Origin of the sequence: Leifsonia sp. Root1293, assembly GCF_001425325.1 — a bacterium.
In the GTDB taxonomy this organism is placed as follows: Bacteria; Actinomycetota; Actinomycetes; order Actinomycetales; family Microbacteriaceae; genus Orlajensenia.
Genome location: NZ_LMEH01000001.1, coordinates 1,139,068 through 1,157,575 on the forward strand (window position 1 = coordinate 1,139,068; position 18,508 = coordinate 1,157,575).

The window sequence follows — 18,508 nt, forward strand, 5'->3', positions numbered from 1 at the left end:
TCGCCATCCATCCGTGCAACTCGCCAACTGCGCTTGCGTGTGCGCCACCGGTGGGGTGGATGGTTCCACATGACAGTGACGCGCACCCGCCCGACCTCTTGGCTGGAAAGCGGCCTAGTTAGAGGGCTCCCGTAGGCGTTCTCCTCGACAGTCGCCTGCATGTCGATTCGGACTGATGTGATGAGCGACTCTCCGCTGGCGAGTACGCCAGAGCGTGATCGGACCTGGACGTTTTCGACGCTGGTCCCGTCCTTGACGACCAGGCGGGCACCATACGCGGTTCCGTCGCCCACGTTCTGAGCGGTGACATAGGTCCACCATCCGGAATCCGAAGGGAACGCATTGGGGTTCCGGGTCAGCCGCCACACTGGCCGAGGTCGCTCCAATGCTCTCTGTGCGATGGCATATCCAGTGAACGCTGCAGTTGCGACGGTTGCGATCCCGACTATCACCACCCAGTCCATTGGCTCAGCGCCCGGTGGCGGCGATCGCGCGTGCACGTACGTCTTGCACTAGTGGCAGCACTTCGCGGAAGGCTATGGAGTGACCGAACACCCAGAACTTGAGGGTGCTCTTGTTGAGGAACCTGACGTATTCGTCGGGGGCGACGCCGTCCACGATCCCGCGGTCACTGTTGCTTATGGCTCTGTCCACGTGGTTCGCGCCAGGGTCGGCGTGACGTTCGTCGAGCCGTTCGGCGAAATGCTCGACGCAGTTTCGCACCTCTCGGTCGTACGGGATGCCGTCGTCGGCCAGTACAAGCACTGAGCGGAGATGCGCAGCTCGCTCGCGCGCGGTGCGAGCCTTCGCGCCCGTGCGTCCCTCCGAGGGCCAGACGACGTCGCACATTCTGCCGAGGCTGATAATCGCGTTGTCAATCGAGTCCCAGAACGAGGCGGGCGGCAGACCTTGGTGGCGCGCCTGATGTTCGATCTTCTCGAGCTCGGCGATGAATGCGTCGGCTTGCGCGACCAACCGACGGAGGTAGATGCCGTCAGTGTGCGGGTCGGTGGAGGTCACGGGCCTCACCATATCGCCCGGTCTCCCGACGATTACATCCACAGCAAGCCAGCACACAGCACGAGAGCGCCACACACGAGCAGAACGATGAGCAGCCAGGCGGGCGTCTTCATCGAGCGCATATTCGCATCATCGGTTTCTGCCTTCGGGTCAGGTGAAACGTCTGTCCCGAAGACTAGACCTGAGCGTGGCGCCAGCGGAAGACCTTCAAAGCTGTACCAACCCACACTCCGGGCATTCCCACACCACCGTGTGGCCGCGCTCGACGGCGTCCATGCGCACCAGGCACCTGCTGCAGTTGGGATCGGTCTCGACCTCTGCCGGCTTCCGGAAGCAATCGGTCACCAGCAGGCCCTCTGAGACGACGACTTCGTCCATGCCATCAGAATAGGACTGCTCGCGTTGACGTGCAGCGACTCTCCACAGGGGCCGACTTCTGCTTCCAAACATATGTGGAAATGAGGTATTGCGCACCCGCAAGATGCGGTCGTAGCCCCGCATGGTGATCACCCCTCGTTCCAGCGCGCGGTCGAGTGCTGCGAGGGACGATGCCGACGGGCGGGCTCCGTCGCTGCGCAGCCACCTCCCCGGCACCTCGGCGTTCGTGCGCCATGGCGTGCCGGCGAGACGCTCGCGGGCGGCGTCCCTGGCCTGAACGATGCGCGCCCGTGCCTGGGCTGTGGTGAGACGAGCCGTGTCGGGAGCGAGCCGCAGCTGCGCGGCGCTCACCCTGTCGACTCGGAAGTGGATGTCGATGCGGTCGAGCAGCGGGCCGGAGAGCCGAGCCAGATAGCGGCGACGCAGATTGGGCGGACAGGTGCACGATTCGCGAGCGACCCCGAACAGCCCGCATGGGCACGGGTTCGCGGCCAGCACCAGCTGGAATCGGGCGGGAAAGGCAGCAACGGCGTTGGCACGATGGATGGTGATGCGGCCCGACTCGAGAGGCTGGCGGAGCGCATCGAGCACGGCGGCCGGGAACTCGGGAGCCTCGTCGAGGAACAGCACCCCGTGGGCCGCGCGCACGGCAGCACCCGGCTTGATGATGCCGCTGCCTCCACCCACCATCGCGGCGGCCGTCGCCGTGTGGTGCGGCGCCTCGATGGGCGGGCGGCGGGAGAGGCCGGCACCGACCGGCAAGCCGCCCCCGAGCGAGCGCACGGCGCTCACCTCCAACGCCGCGTCGTCGTCGAGATCGGGAAGGATGCCGGCGAGACGGGCGGCCAGCATCGTCTTGCCGGCGCCCGGCGGCCCGAGCATCAGCAGATGATGACCTCCAGCCGCTGCCACCTGCAAGGCCATCACGGCCGCATCCTGTCCGATGACATCCGCCAGGTCGCCGACATCGTCGTCGTCGTGGCGGGGTGCGACCGGCCCGGCGATGGCGTCGACGGGCTCTGGATCGAACTTGCCGCCGTGCCAGATGGCCGCGTCGCGCAGGCTCGCCACCCCGATCACCTGCATCCCCGGAACGAGCGCGGCCTCGTCGACACAGGCCGTCGGCACCATGACTCTGGTGCGCCCGGAGGCACGGGCAGCGGCCACGGCGGGCAGCACGCCCGCGATGGGCCTGAGGCGGCCGTCCAGCGCGAGTTCACCGAGATGCACGACCCGCTCCAGAGACTCCTGCTCGATGCCACCGGCGGCCGCGAGACAGGCGAGCGCAACGGCCAGATCGAAGCCGCAGCCGTGCTTCGGCAGCGACGCCGGTGAGAGGTTCACGGTGATGTGATGGGCCGAGAGCGGCATGCCCGAGTTGCTCGCCGCGGCACGCACGCGGTGGCTCGCCTGGGACAGAGCGGTGTCCGGCAGCCCGATGATGACGAGGCCCGGCAGTTGGCTGGAGATGTTCGCCTCCACCTCGACGAGGGTCCCCGTCATGCCGAGGAGGGCGACGGAACTCGTGCGGCCGAGCTTCACGACAACCGCTGCAGGTGCTCGATGCTCGGAAGCCCGTCACGCGGCGCGATGACGGCGATGGCATCGATGCGGATGCGTCGGCGCGATCCGGTGCTGGTCGACTCGCACCACGCCGCCGCCAGCTTGCGCATCCGTGCCATCTTGCCGAGGGTGATGGCCTCGAACGGATGCCCGAAATCGGTGCTCGACCTCGTCTTCACCTCGACGAACACGGTCTCGCCGCCATGCTCGGCGATCACATCGATCTCGCCGTCGCGACAGCGCCAGTTGCGCCCGATGACGCGGTAGCCGCGCTCGGTCAGGTAGTCGGCGGCCAGCTGCTCGCCGCGTCGTCCGAGTTCGATCCTGTCGCCCATGCAGACGACTCTGGCGTGCAGGGAACAGCTGCGGATCGAGCCCGATGGTTCAGTGCGAGGGGGCGCTGAAACGTCGCTGGTGGGGAGGAGTGCCGTCGAACACATCGCCACCGGCTGCGCTGCAGCCGGAGGTCGCGCTCTGCCGGTACGGTGAAGCATCCGGCGCGGCCGGTGAACACCCAGAGGAGACCCATGCATCGGATCCGCGCCACCCGAGCCTTCACTCGAACCGTCGTGATCGCCGGGCTCGCCCTGGTCCTGACGGGGTGCACACCCTCGGGCGAGGACTCCGTCGTGGCGCCGTCGACGACAGCGGCTGCCCAGTCCACATCGACACCGGCATCGTCCCCCACAGAGTCCGCGACGGCGGCCCCGACCGTCACTCCCCTCGACAGCGCCGACGTCTCCTCCTGGGTGATATCCGCACAGGGAATCGGCCCGATCGTCCGCGGCGCAGACTTCGCCACCACCGCAGGGTCTCTTCCCGGGTTCGATCCCGGTGAGCTGTGCCGCGACATCGTGATCTACAGCCCCGGCGGAATAACACAGATCGTGATAGAGCTGTCGGACCAGGGAACGCGCATCAGCAACCTCTGGGTCTTGTCCGGCGCCGACCGCACAGTCCCGTCCCCCGAGACAGAGGCGGGAATCCGTGTCGGCTCCACCATGGAGGAACTGTCGGCGGCCTATCCCGATCTGACGACCGACGTGCAGCGCGGCCACGACACGTGGGTCTACTCTGATCGATCCGACCCCGAAGGCGTCGTCGACTTCGTGGTCAACGACGACACCGTCTTCTCGATCGGCGCCACCGACGGGTCGGGAACCCCGAAGGAGTGGTGCAGCTGAGCGGAGCCGATCTCTCGGAGCGCTCCGGGCGGTCGCTGTGCTCAGCCCTCGACGAGCGGTGGCCCGGCCGATGAACCACTCTCAGGCGAGCGGACGACTCCAGCCGCGGGGGTTCGCCGATCCGGCCTTGTAGGTGTCGAGCTCGACCGCATCGCGCCGCCACGCCGCGATCACGGGTGCGACGATGCGCCAGCACTGCTCGGCGACGTCGCCGCGCACGGACAGCGTCGGATCGCCCTCGAGCAGTTCGGCCAGGACCTCGCCGTAGGCGCTGAGCTCACTCACCTCGAACTCGGCCGAGAGGGTGTCCCACTCCAGCTTGAACGGGTCGGCTCCGCCGTTGACGGCGAGATCGATGTCGAGCACGGGCGGCTTCAACCCGATGCGGATCCGCGCGTCACGTGCCGGCCCGGTGAACCCGGTCGGCAGCTGCGGCACGGGCTTCAGGGTGATGATGATTTCCTGCCGCGGGTTGCCGATGGCCTTGCCCGATCGCAGGATGAAGGGAACTCCGGCCCAGCGCCAGTTGTCGATGGCCACGGCCATCTCTGCCAGCGTCTCGGTGCCGCGGGCTCGGTCGACTCCGGGCTCCTGCAGGTAGGAGGGGAGCTCTCGTCCCTCCACGTCGCCTGCGGTGTAGCGGGCGCGGCGGCTGGCGGTTCCATCGTGCTTCCACGGCCGGGCGGCGCGCAGCACCTGCACCATTCCGCCGCGCAGCACCTCCGAGCTGAGGTCGGACGGCACCTCCATCGCCACGAGCGCGAGAACGAGGAGCAGATGGCTCTGGATCATGTCGGTCAGGGCACCGGCGCGGTCGTAGTAGCCCGCGCGCCCCTCGAGTCCGAGGCGCTCGTCGAAGACCACCTCGACGCGCTCGATGTGCTGGGCCGACATGAGCGGCTCGAAGAGTCGATTGGCGAATCGCAGACCGAGCAGTCCCAGCACCGTCGACTTGCCGAGGAAGTGATCCACCCGGAACACCTGCTCCTCGGGAACGAGGGTCTCGAGGAGACGGTTGAGGGACCGCGCACTCGCGACGTCGGTGCCGAACGGCTTCTCGAGCGCCAGCACGATGCCGGGTGGAAGGGTGACGGATGTCAGCGCGGCGCACGCCGCCGCCGCGATCGCCGGAGGCAGTGCGAAGTACAGCACCACGCGCCCCTCAGCGGCGTCGAGCGCGCGCTGCAGATCGTCCGACGAAGTCGCGTCGCCCTGCAGGTAGCGGCTCGACTCCAAGACGGACGTGCCGATAGAGGACGGGGCGTCGGCGAAGGCCGTGCGCACCTTCTTCTGCCACGCGGCATCCGTCATCGGATCGCGATCGACACCGATCAGCGCCATGTGCGAGCCCCGAGACGACGCCAGAAGCGAGGCGAGTCCGGGCAGCAGAAGACGAGAGGTCAGGTCACCGCCCGCCCCCAGGATGATCAGGGTCTCACGAACAGCAGTAGCCATGGGTGCGAGACTACTCGTCGAGTGCGAGTTCCTTGGGGAGTTCGAACTCCTTGGCCGCGAGCTCCTCGACGTTGACGTCCTTGAAGGTGAGCACGCGCACGGACTTGACGAAACGGTCGGACCTGTAGACGTCCCACACCCAGACGTCCTTCATGTTCAGCTCGAAGTAGAAGTCGTGCTCGGTGTCACGGCGCACCAGGTCCACCTCGTTGGCGAGGTAGAAGCGGCGTTCGGTCTCGACGACGAACTTGAACTGCGTGACGATGTCGCGGTATTCGCGGTAGAGCGCCAGTTCGACCTCGCGGTCGTAGTCGTCGAATTCATCTTCGTCCATGGTGCTCCAATCCTACGCCGGGACGGCGGTGCTCTTCAGCCAGCTGAGCCGATGCAACGCCGACGGACCATGCTCATCGATGGCCGCGTAGTGCTCGGCGGATCCGTAGCCCTTGTTGCCGACCCAGCCATAGGCCGGCGTCGACTCGTGCGCCTCGATCATGAGACGGTCGCGGTGCACCTTGGCGATGACGGATGCCGCAGCCACCGATCCGCAGTCGCGGTCGGCCTTCACCCGGGTGATGACCGGCAGCGGCGTCGTGAGCGCCGGGCTCAACCAGTCGTGGCTGCCGTCGAGGAGGATCGCCGACTCGAGGATGGCGGCACCCGAGGCGTGCAGCATGCCGAGGGCGCGCTTGCCGGCGAGTCCGAGCGCTGGGATGATGCCGATGGCATCGACCTCCTCGGCCGATGCGAGCCCGACCGCCGAGTGCAGCACCCACGCTGTTGCAACCGGGGCGAGCACCTCTCGGCGCTTCTCACTCAGCAGCTTCGAGTCCCGGAGTCCTTCGGGAACGACGACATGTGTGCGCTCGAGAACGGCCATGCCCACTCCCACCGGGCCGGCGATGGCGCCGCGACCGACCTCGTCGCAGCCGATGACGTAGCGGTGGCCGGAGTCGAAGAGTTCGAGTTCGAACTCCAGGGTGGGGTCTGCGACGGGGGTCATTCGCCGTCGTCGGCTCGTGCGTCGGAGGGGTCTGGTACCCCGCCGAAGGTCTCGGGATAGTCGCCGAGCCAGGCCCAGTGCTCGACGGGCCAGCTGACCACGAACGCGCGCCCGACGACGTTGTCGATGGGGACGTAGCCCTTGCCCGGCGTCGTTCCGTTGTAGCGGGAGTCCTTGGAGTTGTAGCGGTTGTCTCCCATGACCCACAGCGATCCGGCCGGCACCGTCGTGTCGAAGTCGTCCTTCGACGCCCGGGTCTCGCCTTCGGGGATGACGATGTACGGCTCGTCGAGCGGAACGCCGTTGACGCTCACCTGACCGAGCGCATTGCAGCAGGCGACGTGGTCGCCGGGGAGTCCGATGACCCGCTTGATGAGATGGTCGTTGCTGTCGGGAGCCGACAACCCGACCAGCGAGAGCAGCCAGTCGAATGCGGCTGCAACGGGATTCTGCTCGATCGGCGGCGTCGGCATGAGCCATCCGCCCGGATCCTTGAAGACGACGACGTCTCCGCGCTCGATCGGAACGACATCGGGAACGAGCTCGTTCACGATGATGCGGTCGTGAACCTGGAGCGTCTCGCGCATCGACTCCGACGGGATGAAGAACGACCTGATGAGGAACGTCTTGACCAGGAAGGAGATGAGGATGGCGGCGAGGAAGATGATGAGGAGGTCGCGAACGAAGAGCAGCGCCCCCCGATTCCTTCGACGCGGTCGCTGTTCGACTGGCTGGTCTTCCGTGCTCACGAGCACCGTGTCTTCTTCTGTCATTTAACTGTCTGAGCTCCCCACCCGATTCTACGGGGTGGGGAGCTCAGAGAAGTTCAGGCGAGCGACGACTAGTGGTTGTCGCGCTTCTCCTTGATCTTGGCCTTCTTGCCGCGCAGGTCGCGCAGGTAGTAGAGCTTCGCGCGACGCACGTCACCGCGGGTGACGACCTCGATGTGGTCGATGACCGGGGAGTGCAGCGGGAAGATGCGCTCGACGCCGACCTGGAAGCTGACCTTGCGGACCGTGAAGGTCTCGCGGATGCCCTCGCCGGAGAGGCGGATGACGACACCCTGGAACACCTGGACACGCGAGCGGCTGCCCTCGATGATGTTGACGTGCACCTTCACGGTGTCGCCGGCGCGGAACGCGGGGATGTCGGTGCGGAGGTTGGCCGCATCGACGGCGTCGAGGATATGCATGCTGATTCGCTCTCTGTGCCCGCCACCGGTCGAACACGGACTAGTTGATTGAGGAATGAAGTGCGCCGCGATGGCTGCGAATGCAACGCTGACTCCCCGGAGGCAGAGCCTGTGCTGCGGCACAATCTCCTATTCTGCCACGGATGCCCCGACCAGGGCAAAACGCGAGGACCCTGCGCTGCACCTTGCCAGCGCTGACTCGTGCCGCTCCGAATAACCGGGCGCCGACTATCGGTCGCGTTCGGGGTCGCGTGACTCGTGGATGATGATGACGTCGTCGTCGCCGCCGAGAGGTGCCGACCTGGTGGCGGTGTAATGGCCGCCCTCGACGGGAGACGGCCGGGCCGCCTGCGCCTCGAAGGTCTCCATCGTCTCCCGCATCACGCGGGCACCGTCGGTGAACAGCTCCCACAGCGCTATCCAGAAGGCGCAGATGGCGGCAATGGCGCCGAGGACCGCGAACAGCGACGTCGTCTCGCCGAAGAAGCCGAAGCCGATGATGCTGGCCCACAGCACCGTGAGGATGCCGACGTCGCGCCACGAGAGGGCCCGGTCGCGCCGGACGGCCGGTCGTGCGGAGAGCAGTGCCGCGATGACGACCAGGGCGATGAACACGATCGGACAGGCGATCACCAGACCCAGGAAGCCCCATCCGCCATGACCGAAGATGCCCCAGCCGATGAGCATCCACGCCGGCAGCACGAAGGCAGCCGGAAACAGGGCGAAGAAGAAGGCGCGCCGCAGGATCACGCCATCAGCCTACGGTTCGCCGACCGGGAAGTGGAGGGTCGTTCGCTTCAGGCTGACCGACAGGGAAGAATGGACCCATGATCGAGCTGAGGACCCCGACCGAGATCGACGAGATGCGCCCGGCGGGCGCCTTCGTCGCGAGTGTGCTGCAGGCGACGGCTGCCGCAGCCGAGGTGGGAGTGAACCTGCTCACCCTGGACAAGCTCGCCCACGACATGATCCGCAAGGACGGCGCCGACTCGTGCTACATCGACTACCACCCCTCCTTCGGTGCGAGCCCGTTCGGCAAGGTGCTCTGCACCTCGGTGAACGACGCCGTGCTGCACGGACTCCCCCGCGACTACGTGCTGCGCGATGGCGATCTGCTGAGCCTCGACTTCGCGGCATCCGTCGACGGGTGGGTCACGGACTCGGCCATCTCGGTGGTCGTCGGCACTCCGCGCGACGAGGACCTGCGCCTGATCGACACCACGACGCGTGCGCTGGATGCCGGGATCGCGGCGGCCCAGCCCGGCGGGCGTCTCGGTGACATCTCCGCCGCCATCGCGGCCGTCGCCCACGCGGACGGCCTCTCGATCAACACCGACTTCGGCGGTCACGGCGTCGGACGCACCATGCACGGCGACCCGCACATCCCCAACAACGGGCGACCGGGACGCGGACTGCCCTTGAAGCCCGGCCTGGTGATCGCCATCGAGCCGTGGTTCCTGCACACGACCGACAAGATCTTCACCGACCCCGACGGCTGGACCCTGCGCAGCGCCGACGGCTCGCGCGGCGCGCACATGGAGCACACCGTGGCGATCACGGAGACCGGCCCGGTGGTCCTCACCGCACGCGGCTGATGCTTCCGCGTCAGCGACCTGTCGCGGCTCTGTAGCGGTCGAGCACCAGGTCGACGAGCTGGGTCGGAGCTCCGTGCTCCGGCAGCAGCAGCGGAGCCGCCACGACGTCTCCACCGGCGTTGAGCGCTGCGTCGTAGAAGCTGCCAGGGGCCAGCAGGTAGGTTCCGACCACGACCCGGGATCCCGGATGCACGTCGCGCACCATGTCGATGGCGTCGTGCAGCCGCGGCATGGCGGCGGCGATGAAGCCGACGGTGACCGGACGCCCGAGGCGGACGGCGAGTCGACGTCCCGTCTCGAAGCACTCGCGCACGGCGCGGGCATCGCTCGAACCGGCGGCGGCGAGCACGACGGAATCCGCCGCTGTGAGCCCCGAGTCCTCGATGCGCTCGGCGAGCACCTGCACCAGCCGATCGTCAGGGCCGAGCTCGTCGGCCAGCTCCGCTCCGATGCGCTCGAGCCGTTCCAGTCCCTTTGCTATGCCGGTGCGCATGTGGAAGCCGGCCGAGAGCACGAGCGGAAGGATGACGGCGTGCTCGCCGGTCACGAAGCCGGCGAGAGCTTCCGCCAGGTCCGTGTGCTGAACGTCGAGGAAGGCGATGCTGACATCGTGGCCGGGCAGCGCTGCGGCGACGGCGTCGACGAGCTGCATGATCCCGGCGCGGTTGGCCAGCGAGGGAGCGCCATGCGTGATCGCGAGCAGCACCAGCGTCTCCGCGGTGCGCACGGCGGTGTCGTCCTCCACCCGCGCCACGGACTCCCCCACGCACTCACCCCGAGACTGCCGTGTGCGCGAGAGACGCGCACTTCCTGTTCTCGAAACTAGGCAGAGCGTGTTTCGCGGACGACACCTGTGTGTTTCGCGTTGATGAATGATGCCGGATGCCGCAATCCGAGACCGTGCGAGCTCGTGGCGTTCGGCTGCCTCAGGCCGGCGGGAGCAGGTCGGGACGCACCCGTTGAGTGCGCTCGACCCGCTGCTCGTGGCGCCAGCGCTCGATGGCGCCGTGGTTCCCGCTGAGCAGGATGGGAGGCACGTCGAGCCCGCGCCAGGCCGACGGTTTCGTGTAGCTCGGGTACTCGAGCAGGGCGCCCTCGTGCGACTCCTCGACCAGGCTCTCCGGGTTGCCGACGACCCCCGGGATGAGCCTGCCGACGGCTTCGACCATGGCCATGACCGCCACTTCGCCGCCGTTGAGCACGTAGTCGCCGAGGCTGACGAGTTCGACCCTGATGCGATCCGCGTAGTGGTCCACGACGCGCTGGTCGATGCCCTCGTAGCGGCCGCACGCGAAGATGATGTGCTCCTCGTCCGCCATCGCGCGCGCCGTGGTCTGCACGAATCGGGTCCCGGCCGGCGACGGCACGATCAGCAGGGGGTCGGCGGCATCCGTCGACTCCAGGATCGAGTCGATGGCCTCGCCCCAGGGTTCCGGCTTCATCACCATGCCCGCCCCGCCGCCGTACGGGGTGTCGTCGACCGTGCGGTGCCGATCGTGGGTGAAGTCGCGAAGGTCGTGCACGCGCAGGTCGAGTAGTCCGGTGCCCCTGGCCTTGCCGAGCAGCGAGATGTCGAGCACCCCGAAGAAGTCCGGGAAGATCGTGACGATGTCGACGCGCATGGGAACGAGTCTACGAGTCGCCCCCTGAGTCTCAGGCCGCGGCCACCTCTCGCACGCGCGACGCACGGGTGGCGACGTCGTAGCGGTCGACCACGATGTCGACGAGCTCAGTCGGCGGCGCATCGCCGGCGATGAGCAGCGGCGCCGTCACGACATCCGCTCCGGCCTCGCCCACCAGGTCGGCGAAGTAGCCCGGCGCGAGCAGATAGGTGCTCACGACGACACGGGACAACGGATGCACCGCGCGCACCATCGCCACAGCGTCGGGGAGCCGTGGAGTCGCCGCCGAGAGGAACCCGACGTTGACCGGCCTGCCGAGGGCCGTGGCCAGGCGTCGCCCCATCTCGCGGCAGTCGGCCACGGCACGGGCGTCGCTCGACCCGGCCGCGGCGAGGACGACGCGGTCGTTGGGCCGGAGCCCGGCCTCGTGCAGCCGCTGGGCGAGCACGGCGACGAGCCTGTCGTCGGGCCCGAGAGCCGCAGCGAGCGCCGTGTCGCGCGACTGGTCCGAGGCGATCTCCCGCCTCAGATCGACGTGCACGTGGTAGCCCGCTGAGAGGAGCAGGGGCACGACGACCGCCGGAACGCCGTCGGCGAGGGACGACAGCGATACCGGGACATCGGGCTGCTGCACGTCGACGAAGCCGCCGGACACCGCGGTGCCTGCCAGCGATTCGGCGACCCCGGCGACCAGACGCGCCACGGCGTCCTGACCGTCGGGAGAGGAGGTGCCGTGCGACACGGCGAGCAGGGCCGGCGTGCTCATAGGGGCAGCTCCACCTCGATCATGCCGCGGACCACCCGCGTGCGGAACGTCTGGAGCACGAGCTCCGGGTTCGTGAAGCACTCGCCAGTGGCGAGGTCGTAGACCTCCTTGTGCAGGGGCGACGCGACCGTGGGACGCTCGCCCCGAGAGCCGACGATCCCGCGCGCCATGACGGGCGCGTCGGTGTGCGGATCACGATGGGCGACGGCGTAGATCTCCTCCCCGGAGACCAGGAAGAGTGCGATCTGACGGGCGCGCAGCAGCGCGGCCTCTCCCCACGACGGCTCCAGGTCATCGACGGCGCACGCCGTCTCCCAGACACTCGCCGGGGTGGCGGTCTCCGCGCCGATCGTCTCGTGCTCGGCCAGAGCCGTCGGTGCATTCATGGTTCGCATCCCCACCGGCGTCACCGCCGTCGACAAGTTGGTGCCTCCCACGCTAGGCATCCCGTGTTTCCCCAGTCTCCCTGCGGTGTTACCCCTGTGTGAAAGAGACCTCACACCGCGATCCTTCCATGGTGCGGGAAACGTTCGCTCGCGGTTACATCGCGGTCGTACCGGGGAAACGGCGCCTTCCTAGGCTCTCGGCAGAGGCTGGGGAGGTCAGCATGTCAGAGAACGAACACGTGCCACGGGAAGTCGTCATCGTCGGAGGTGGGCCGGCAGCCCACCGTCTGGCCGATGCCCTGCACTCGCGTGATGATGAGCGCACCGTGCACGTCACCGTCGTGGCGGAGGAACCGCACCTCCCGTACGACCGGGTGGCGCTGAGCAGGCGACTCGACGGGACGACCGACCTCACCCTGACGCCCACGAGCCTGTGGGACGACGACCACGTGTCACTGCTGCTCGGCGACCGCGCCGAGAGCATCGACCTCGACGCCGGCACTGTGACGACGGCATCCGGCCGCGCCATCGCCTGGGACGAGCTGGTCTTCGCGACGGGGTCGAGCGCACCGGTCCCCGAGATCCCGGGCTCCGAGCTGGCGAAGGTCTACCGCACGATCGACGACGTCGACTGGCTCGTCGCCGAGGTCGACAGGCTCGCGCTGGAGCTCGGCCGGCCTGCGCGGGTGCTCGTGGCCGGCGGCGGCCTTCTCGGGCTCGAGGCTGCCGGAGGACTGGCCCGCCGGGGCGCGGATGCCGCCGTCGTGCACTCCGGCTCCTGGCTCATGTCGGCGCAGCTCGACGAGGGCGCCGGTCGCGCCCTCGGCCGCATCATCTCCAGCCAGGGCATCGCCCTGCACCTGGGCACCCGTCCCCGCGCCATCGAGACGGACGCCACGGGCGCGGTCTCCCGGGTCGTGTTCTCCAGCGGGCAGTCGGCCGAGGTCGACATCATGATCTTCGCCATCGGCATCAGCCCCCGTGATGAGCTCGCCGCTGCGGCGGGCCTGGAACTCGGCCCCCGCGGAGGCGTCGCCATCGGGACCGACTGCCGCTCCTCGCATCCGCGAGTCTGGGCCATCGGCGAGGTGGCCTCGTTCGACGGCCGCTGCACCGGGCTCGTCGCCCCGGCCAACGCCATGGCCGAGGTCGTCGCCGACCGTCTGCTCGGCGGAGCCGCTGAGTTCACGACGGTCGACGACGCCACCAAGCTGAAGCTCTCCGGCGTCGATGTCGCGAGCTTCGGCGATGCCCTCGCCCGAACCGAACACGCGCTCGAGATCGTCTACGCGGACCCGGCCAGGGGCCTCTACCAGAAGCTCGTGATGACGGATGACGCCAAGACCCTCCTCGGCGGCATCTTCGTCGGAGACGCATCGCCGTACGCGTCGCTGCGTCCCCTGCTGGGCAGCGAGCTGACGAACGAACCCGCCGCCTACCTCTCGGCAGCGGGCATGGAGCCACCGGCCGGCGACGACCTGCCGGCCGAGGCCCTCGTCTGCGCCTGCAACAACGTGGCGGCCGGGACCGTGCGCGACTGGGTCAACGGCGTGCACGGCGACGCGTGTACCGACCTCGGCGAGCTGAAGGCGTGCTCGCGGGCCGGGACCCAGTGCGGCTCCTGCGTGCCGCTGGTCAAGAAGATCCTGGAGAGCGAGCTGTCGAAGTCCGGCATCGCCGTCTCGCGAGCGCTCTGCGAGCACTTCGCACTGTCCCGCCAGGAGCTGTTCGAGTCGGTGCGCGTCTCCGCTCTCACGTCGTTCGACGAGATCATCGGTCGCTTCGGCACTGGCCGCGGATGCGACATCTGCAAGCCCGTCGTCGGATCGATCCTCGCCAGCCAGAACGACGGTTACATCCTCGACGAGGGTCGGGGAACCCTGCAGGACACGAACGACCGCGCGATGGCCAACATGCAGAAGGACGGCACGTACTCCGTCGTCCCCCGCATCCCGGGCGGCGAGATCACGCCGGAGAAGCTCGGCGTGATCGCGGCAGTGGCCACCGAGTACGGCCTGTACACGAAGATCACCGGCGGACAGCGCATCGACATGTTCGGCGCCCGACTCGACCAGCTGCCCGAGATCTGGCGCAAGCTCGTCGACGCCGGGTTCGAATCCGGACAGGCCTACGGCAAAGCGCTCCGCAACGTCAAGAGCTGCGTCGGGTCGACCTGGTGCCGGTACGGCGTGCAGGATGCCGTCGGCATGGCCGTCGAACTCGAGTTGCGCTATCGGGGCCTGCGCGCGCCGCACAAGTTCAAGTTCGGCGTGTCGGGCTGCGCCAGGGAGTGCGCAGAGGCGAGAGGCAAGGATGTCGGCATCATCGCGACGGAGAAGGGATGGAACATGTACGTCGGCGGCAACGGCGGATTCCAGCCCGCCCACGCCCAGCTGCTCGTGAGCGACCTCGACGACGAGACCCTCATCAAGTACATCGACCGCTACATGATGTACTACATCCGCACGGCCGATCGCCTGCAGCGCACAGCACGCTGGATGGAGGAGATCGAGGGCGGGCTCGAGCACGTCTACGACGTCGTCGTGAACGACTCCCTCGGGTTGGCCGCTGAACTCGAGGCGGCCATGGCCAGGCACATCGACGGCTACGAGGACGAATGGGCCGCCACCCTCGCCGATCCCGAGAGGCTGCGACGGTTCCGCAGCTTCGTGAATGCGCCGAACACCCCGGACCCGAGCGTCTCCCGCGTCATGGAACGTGGTCAAGCGCGCCCGGCACGCGCAGACGAAGTAGCCTCGGAGCGGGTCGTGCTCAGCGGCCCCCGCATCCCGATCCGAGGAGAGTGACATGGCGGATGCCGTAGGCGTTTCCGGCCGCGTCACCCTCGTCGGCGGCGGACCCGGCAGCGAGGACCTGCTCACCGTCGGGGCGGTGGAGGCCCTCCGCTCCGCGGACGTCGTGCTCTACGACAGGCTCGCACCGCACAGCCGCCTGAGCGCGCTGGCGCCCGATGCCGTCCTCATCGATGTCGGCAAGACGCCCGGCCATCACCCGGTCTCCCAGACGGGCATCGAGGAGCTCATCGTCGAGCACGCCCTCGCCGGCGCGCACGTCGTGCGTCTGAAGGGCGGCGACGTGTACGTGTTCGGCCGCGGAAGCGAAGAGGTGCTGGCGTGTCATCGCGCCGGAATCCCGGTGACGGTCGTCTCGGGAGTCACGAGCGCCGTCGCCGTGCCCGCCGCGGCCGGCATCCCGCTCACGCACCGCGGCGTCAGCCGCATGTTCACCGTCATCTCGGGCCATGCACCGCTCTCGGAGGATGAGCTGCTGCACCTCGCCGGGCTCGGCAGCACCATCGTGGTGCTCATGGGTGTGAACACCCTCCCGCATCTCAGTGCCGGCCTCCTCCGGCAGGGAATGAGCGCCGGGATGCCCGTGGCCATCATCGAACGCGGCTTCAGCCCCGACCAGCGCACCACCATCGCCGACCTCGGTAGCATCGTCAGCGTGGCCATCCGATCCGACGTCTCCTCCCCCGCGGTCCTCGTGGTCGGCGAGGTCGTACGACTCGCCCACGCCGGCGACCTGACAGCCGCGGAGATGATGGATCGCGCCGGCCGTCTCGCGGTGCTCGGCTGATGCCCGATGCCCCGGATGCCGTTCCCGGGTTCCGCCCGGACCAGCTGACGGGGTTCCGCATCGGCGTCACCAGCGACCGCCGATCGGCCGACCTCATCGAGGCCCTCGAGCGGCGTGGAGCCGTCGTCACCCATGCGCCGACGCTCAAGATCACCAACGCGCATCTCGACGACCCCGTGATCGCCGACACCCGCGCCATCATCGCCGCGCAGCCCGATGTGCTGCTCGCGACGACGGCGTACGGCATCCGCCGCTGGTTCGAGGTCGCCGACACGGCCGGCCTCGGACACGACCTCACCGAGGCTCTCGAGTCGACGGCCATCCTGGTCCGCGGCCCGAAGGCGCGGGGCGGCATCCGCGCCGCCGGACTGAACGACTCCGGAATGAGTCCGCAGGAGACGACGGAGTCGCTCGTCGGCATGGTGCTCGACGAGTATCCGACCGGGCTCACCATCGCGGTCCAGATGCACGGCTTCCTCGATGCTGCCCAGCTCGACCGCCTGCGCGACGTTCACTCCAGCGTGCTCACCGTCGCGCCGTACCGGTGGACCCCGCCGGAACAGAACGACGATCGGGTGCGCCGACTCATCGAGGCCGTCTGCGCCGCCCAGCTCGACTGCGTCACCTTCACCAGCGCCCCGGCCGTGAACGCCCTGTTCCACGCCGCCGAGGAGATGGGAGTGCTCGACCAACTCGTCGAGGCGCTCCGCGGCCCCGTCGTCGCCGCGGCCGTCGGCCCGGTGACCGCGGCCCCCCTCATCGCCGCCAGCATCGATCCGATCCAGCCCGACCGGTTCAGGATGGGCGCTCTCATCAGGCTCGTGTGCGAGCACCTGGAGCAGAACCGCATCCAGCGCGTCGAGACGCGGCACGGTCTGCTCGAGCTCCGGGGCACGGTGGTCGACCTGCCAGCCGGTCGCATCCCGCTCGCACCGACGGCGCTCGTCCTCCTGCGCGCCCTGGTCGCAGCGAACGGATCCGTCGTCTCGCGCGAGTACCTCGCCGGCCTGCTGCCCGGCACTCCGGACGAGCATGCCGTCGAAGTGTCGATGAGCAGGCTGCGCCAACTGCTGAAGACGCCGGGTCTCATTGCGACAGTCGTCAAGCGGGGCTACAGGCTCGACGTCTGACGCTCGGCATCTCACGCTCGACGTCTGACGCTCGGCGCGGCCGGGACCCGGTTTTCTCACAACGGCATCCGGATGCGGTGAGAAGCCGGTATCGCAGGGTTTACACCCGGCACGGACTGCGGAAACACGCGCTCGTTAGCGTCGAGTCACGAGGCCGGGGAGCCTCGTCGCCTCGAGACTTCTGGAGATCACCATGACGAGCACAGTGACAGGCACCGCCACCGCCGATGGCTCCATCGCCGTGGAGACCGGCACCCCATCGGCCGAGCTCGTCCATCGCCCCGGACGGTGGATCGACAACTGGAATCCCGAGCACGACGCGCAATGGGAGGGGCCGGGGCGGCCGATCGCACGGCGCAACCTGCAGTGGTCGATCTTCGCCGAGTTCCTGGGCTTCGTCGTCTGGCAGCTCTGGAGCATCGTCGTCGTTGCGCTTCCCGCGGCCGGATTCACGCTGAGCACAGGCGAGATCTTCTGGCTCATCTCGATTCCCAGCCTCGTCGGCGCCACCCTCCGTTTCCCATACTCCTTCGTCGTCGCGAAGGTGGGCGGACGCACCTGGACCATCATCTCCGCCGGGCTCCTCCTCCTGCCGACCATCGCCCTGGCGAGCGTCGTCGGCAACCCCGACACCCCGTTCGGAGTCCTCCTTGCCGTCGCGGCCCTGGCCGGCTTCGGCGGTGGCAACTTTGCCAGCTCCATGTCGAACATCACCTACTTCTACCCGCAGCGCGAGAAGGGCTGGGCGCTCGGGCTGAACGCGGCAGGGGGCAACCTCGGAGCATCCGTCGCCCAGTTCGTCGTTCCCATCGTCATCACGATCGGCGCCGGCGCCGCCCTCAACCTGCCTCTCGCCGGCTGGGTGTGGGTTCCGCTCATCCTGCTGGCGATGTTCGGCGCGTACCGCTACATGGACAACCTCTCGTCGGCCAAGGCCGACTTCGCGGGTTCGGCTGCAGCGCTCCGCGAACCGCACCTGTGGTTGCTCGCGCTGCTCTACATCGGCACCTTCGGGTCGTTCATCGGCTTCGCCAGCGTGTTCCCCAAACTCATCGCCGACCAGTTCCCGGAGTTCTCGACATTCGCCGTCGGTGGTGCTGCGATCTCGCTGGCCTTCCTGGGTGCGCTCGTCGGCTCGCTCGCCCGACCGTACGGCGGCCGCCTGGCCGACAGGTTCGGCGGGGCCCGCATCACCATGACGGCATTCGCCGTGATGGCCGCCGGCGCGATGCTCGTCGTCTGGACTCTCCCCCTCGGGAACTTCTGGATCTTCCTCGGCTGCTTCCTCCTCCTGTTCGTCGCCACGGGAGTCGGGAACGGGGCCACCTACCGGATGATCCCGACGGTGTTCGCGGCCCGGGCGGGCGCCGCCCACGGCGGCCCGAGCATCACGACGCAACGCAAGGCCGCCGCGGCCCTCGGCCTCATCTCGGCGATCGGCGCCTACGGCGGCTTCCTCGTGCCCCAGATCCTCAATCTCTCGCAGGCGACATCGGGCGGCTACGCCAACGCCTTCTTCGGGTTCGTCGCCGCCTACATCGTGCTGCTCGCCCTCACTTACACCGTGTACGTGCGCCGCGGCTCAGCACTCGCCGCCCACCGTATCTGACGCCC

The 18,508-nt window shown here is 68.4% G+C and carries 19 protein-coding genes; 6 read left to right on the plus strand and 13 right to left on the minus strand.

Annotated features, from left to right (window positions below; all coding sequences use genetic code 11):
- Positions 1-468: 468 nt before the first annotated feature.
- From ASC59_RS05275 to ASC59_RS05285, 3 genes are all read right to left on the minus strand, one after another.
- Entirely contained in the window at positions 469-1,020 is a 552-nt protein-coding gene (locus ASC59_RS05275) for a hypothetical protein (RefSeq protein ID WP_157487924.1), read from the minus strand.
- A gap of 207 nt (positions 1,021-1,227) precedes the next feature.
- Positions 1,228-2,940 (minus strand): YifB family Mg chelatase-like AAA ATPase, encoded by a 1,713-nt coding sequence (locus ASC59_RS05280; protein WP_055819181.1) that lies wholly within the window; start codon positions 2,938-2,940, stop codon positions 1,228-1,230.
- On the minus strand, positions 2,937-3,296 hold the full coding sequence (locus ASC59_RS05285) for a YraN family protein (RefSeq protein ID WP_055819184.1): 360 nt from the start codon (positions 3,294-3,296) through the stop codon (positions 2,937-2,939). The genes ASC59_RS05280 and ASC59_RS05285 overlap by 4 nt, the downstream gene beginning before the upstream one ends.
- Before the next feature lie 192 nt (positions 3,297-3,488).
- Between ASC59_RS05285 and ASC59_RS05290 the strand changes: the two genes are divergently transcribed.
- The gene (locus ASC59_RS05290) at positions 3,489-4,145 is read left to right on the plus strand and encodes a hypothetical protein (RefSeq protein WP_055819187.1); all 657 of its coding nucleotides are present in this window, start codon (positions 3,489-3,491) and stop codon (positions 4,143-4,145) included.
- 81 nt (positions 4,146-4,226) lie between these two features.
- Here ASC59_RS05290 and ASC59_RS05295 read toward each other — a convergent pair whose 3' ends face one another.
- The 6 genes from ASC59_RS05295 to ASC59_RS05320 form a co-directional block, all read right to left on the minus strand.
- The gene (locus tag ASC59_RS05295) at positions 4,227-5,600 is read right to left on the minus strand and encodes a glucose-6-phosphate dehydrogenase (protein WP_055819190.1); all 1,374 of its coding nucleotides are present in this window, start codon (positions 5,598-5,600) and stop codon (positions 4,227-4,229) included.
- A gap of 10 nt (positions 5,601-5,610) precedes the next feature.
- Positions 5,611-5,934: a DUF2469 family protein gene (locus ASC59_RS05300; RefSeq protein WP_055819192.1), complete on the minus strand. Its 324-nt coding sequence runs from the start codon at positions 5,932-5,934 to the stop codon at positions 5,611-5,613.
- Positions 5,935-5,946: 12 nt separating this feature from the next.
- Positions 5,947-6,603: a ribonuclease HII gene (locus tag ASC59_RS05305; RefSeq protein WP_055819194.1), complete on the minus strand. Its 657-nt coding sequence runs from the start codon at positions 6,601-6,603 to the stop codon at positions 5,947-5,949.
- Entirely contained in the window at positions 6,600-7,376 is a 777-nt protein-coding gene (lepB, locus tag ASC59_RS05310; RefSeq protein WP_082513410.1) for a signal peptidase I, read from the minus strand. The genes ASC59_RS05305 and lepB overlap by 4 nt, the downstream gene beginning before the upstream one ends.
- 68 nt (positions 7,377-7,444) lie before the next feature.
- Complete coding sequence (rplS, locus tag ASC59_RS05315) at positions 7,445-7,795, minus strand: 50S ribosomal protein L19 (RefSeq protein WP_055819197.1); 351 nt, start codon at positions 7,793-7,795, stop codon at positions 7,445-7,447.
- 228 nt (positions 7,796-8,023) lie between these two features.
- The gene (locus tag ASC59_RS05320; RefSeq protein WP_055819202.1) at positions 8,024-8,545 is read right to left on the minus strand and encodes a hypothetical protein; all 522 of its coding nucleotides are present in this window, start codon (positions 8,543-8,545) and stop codon (positions 8,024-8,026) included.
- A gap of 77 nt (positions 8,546-8,622) precedes the next feature.
- Here ASC59_RS05320 and map point away from each other — a divergent pair, with 77 nt between their 5' ends.
- Positions 8,623-9,390, plus strand: a complete 768-nt coding sequence (gene map, locus ASC59_RS05325) for a type I methionyl aminopeptidase (protein ID WP_055819205.1) — start codon at positions 8,623-8,625, stop codon at positions 9,388-9,390.
- Between the two features lie 10 nt (positions 9,391-9,400).
- Here the strand turns inward: map and ASC59_RS05330 are convergent, their stop codons facing one another.
- The 4 genes from ASC59_RS05330 to nirD form a co-directional block, all read right to left on the minus strand.
- Positions 9,401-10,156 (minus strand): sirohydrochlorin chelatase, encoded by a 756-nt coding sequence (locus ASC59_RS05330; RefSeq protein WP_235492579.1) that lies wholly within the window; start codon positions 10,154-10,156, stop codon positions 9,401-9,403.
- Between the two features lie 160 nt (positions 10,157-10,316).
- On the minus strand, positions 10,317-11,012 hold the full coding sequence (trmD, locus tag ASC59_RS05335) for a tRNA (guanosine(37)-N1)-methyltransferase TrmD (RefSeq protein WP_055819208.1): 696 nt from the start codon (positions 11,010-11,012) through the stop codon (positions 10,317-10,319).
- 31 nt (positions 11,013-11,043) lie between these two features.
- Positions 11,044-11,778, minus strand: coding sequence for a sirohydrochlorin chelatase (locus tag ASC59_RS05340; protein WP_055819211.1), 735 nt, complete (start codon positions 11,776-11,778; stop codon positions 11,044-11,046).
- Positions 11,775-12,164: a nitrite reductase small subunit NirD gene (nirD, locus tag ASC59_RS05345; protein ID WP_082513600.1), complete on the minus strand. Its 390-nt coding sequence runs from the start codon at positions 12,162-12,164 to the stop codon at positions 11,775-11,777. The genes ASC59_RS05340 and nirD overlap by 4 nt, the downstream gene beginning before the upstream one ends.
- A gap of 221 nt (positions 12,165-12,385) precedes the next feature.
- Here nirD and nirB point away from each other — a divergent pair, with 221 nt between their 5' ends.
- The 4 genes from nirB to ASC59_RS05365 all read left to right on the plus strand — a co-directional run bounded on the left by nirB (position 12,386) and on the right by ASC59_RS05365 (position 18,503).
- The gene (nirB, locus tag ASC59_RS05350; protein WP_055819214.1) at positions 12,386-14,971 is read left to right on the plus strand and encodes a nitrite reductase large subunit NirB; all 2,586 of its coding nucleotides are present in this window, start codon (positions 12,386-12,388) and stop codon (positions 14,969-14,971) included.
- Between the two features lies 1 nt (position 14,972).
- A complete protein-coding gene (gene cobA / locus ASC59_RS05355; protein ID WP_082513411.1) occupies positions 14,973-15,764 on the plus strand; it encodes a uroporphyrinogen-III C-methyltransferase in 792 nt (263 codons plus the stop codon).
- Entirely contained in the window at positions 15,764-16,894 is a 1,131-nt protein-coding gene (locus ASC59_RS05360) for a uroporphyrinogen-III synthase (RefSeq protein WP_055819217.1), read from the plus strand. The genes cobA and ASC59_RS05360 overlap by 1 nt, the downstream gene beginning before the upstream one ends.
- Before the next feature lie 193 nt (positions 16,895-17,087).
- A complete protein-coding gene (locus ASC59_RS05365) occupies positions 17,088-18,503 on the plus strand; it encodes an MFS transporter (RefSeq protein ID WP_055819220.1) in 1,416 nt (471 codons plus the stop codon).
- Positions 18,504-18,508: the final 5 nt, after the last annotated feature.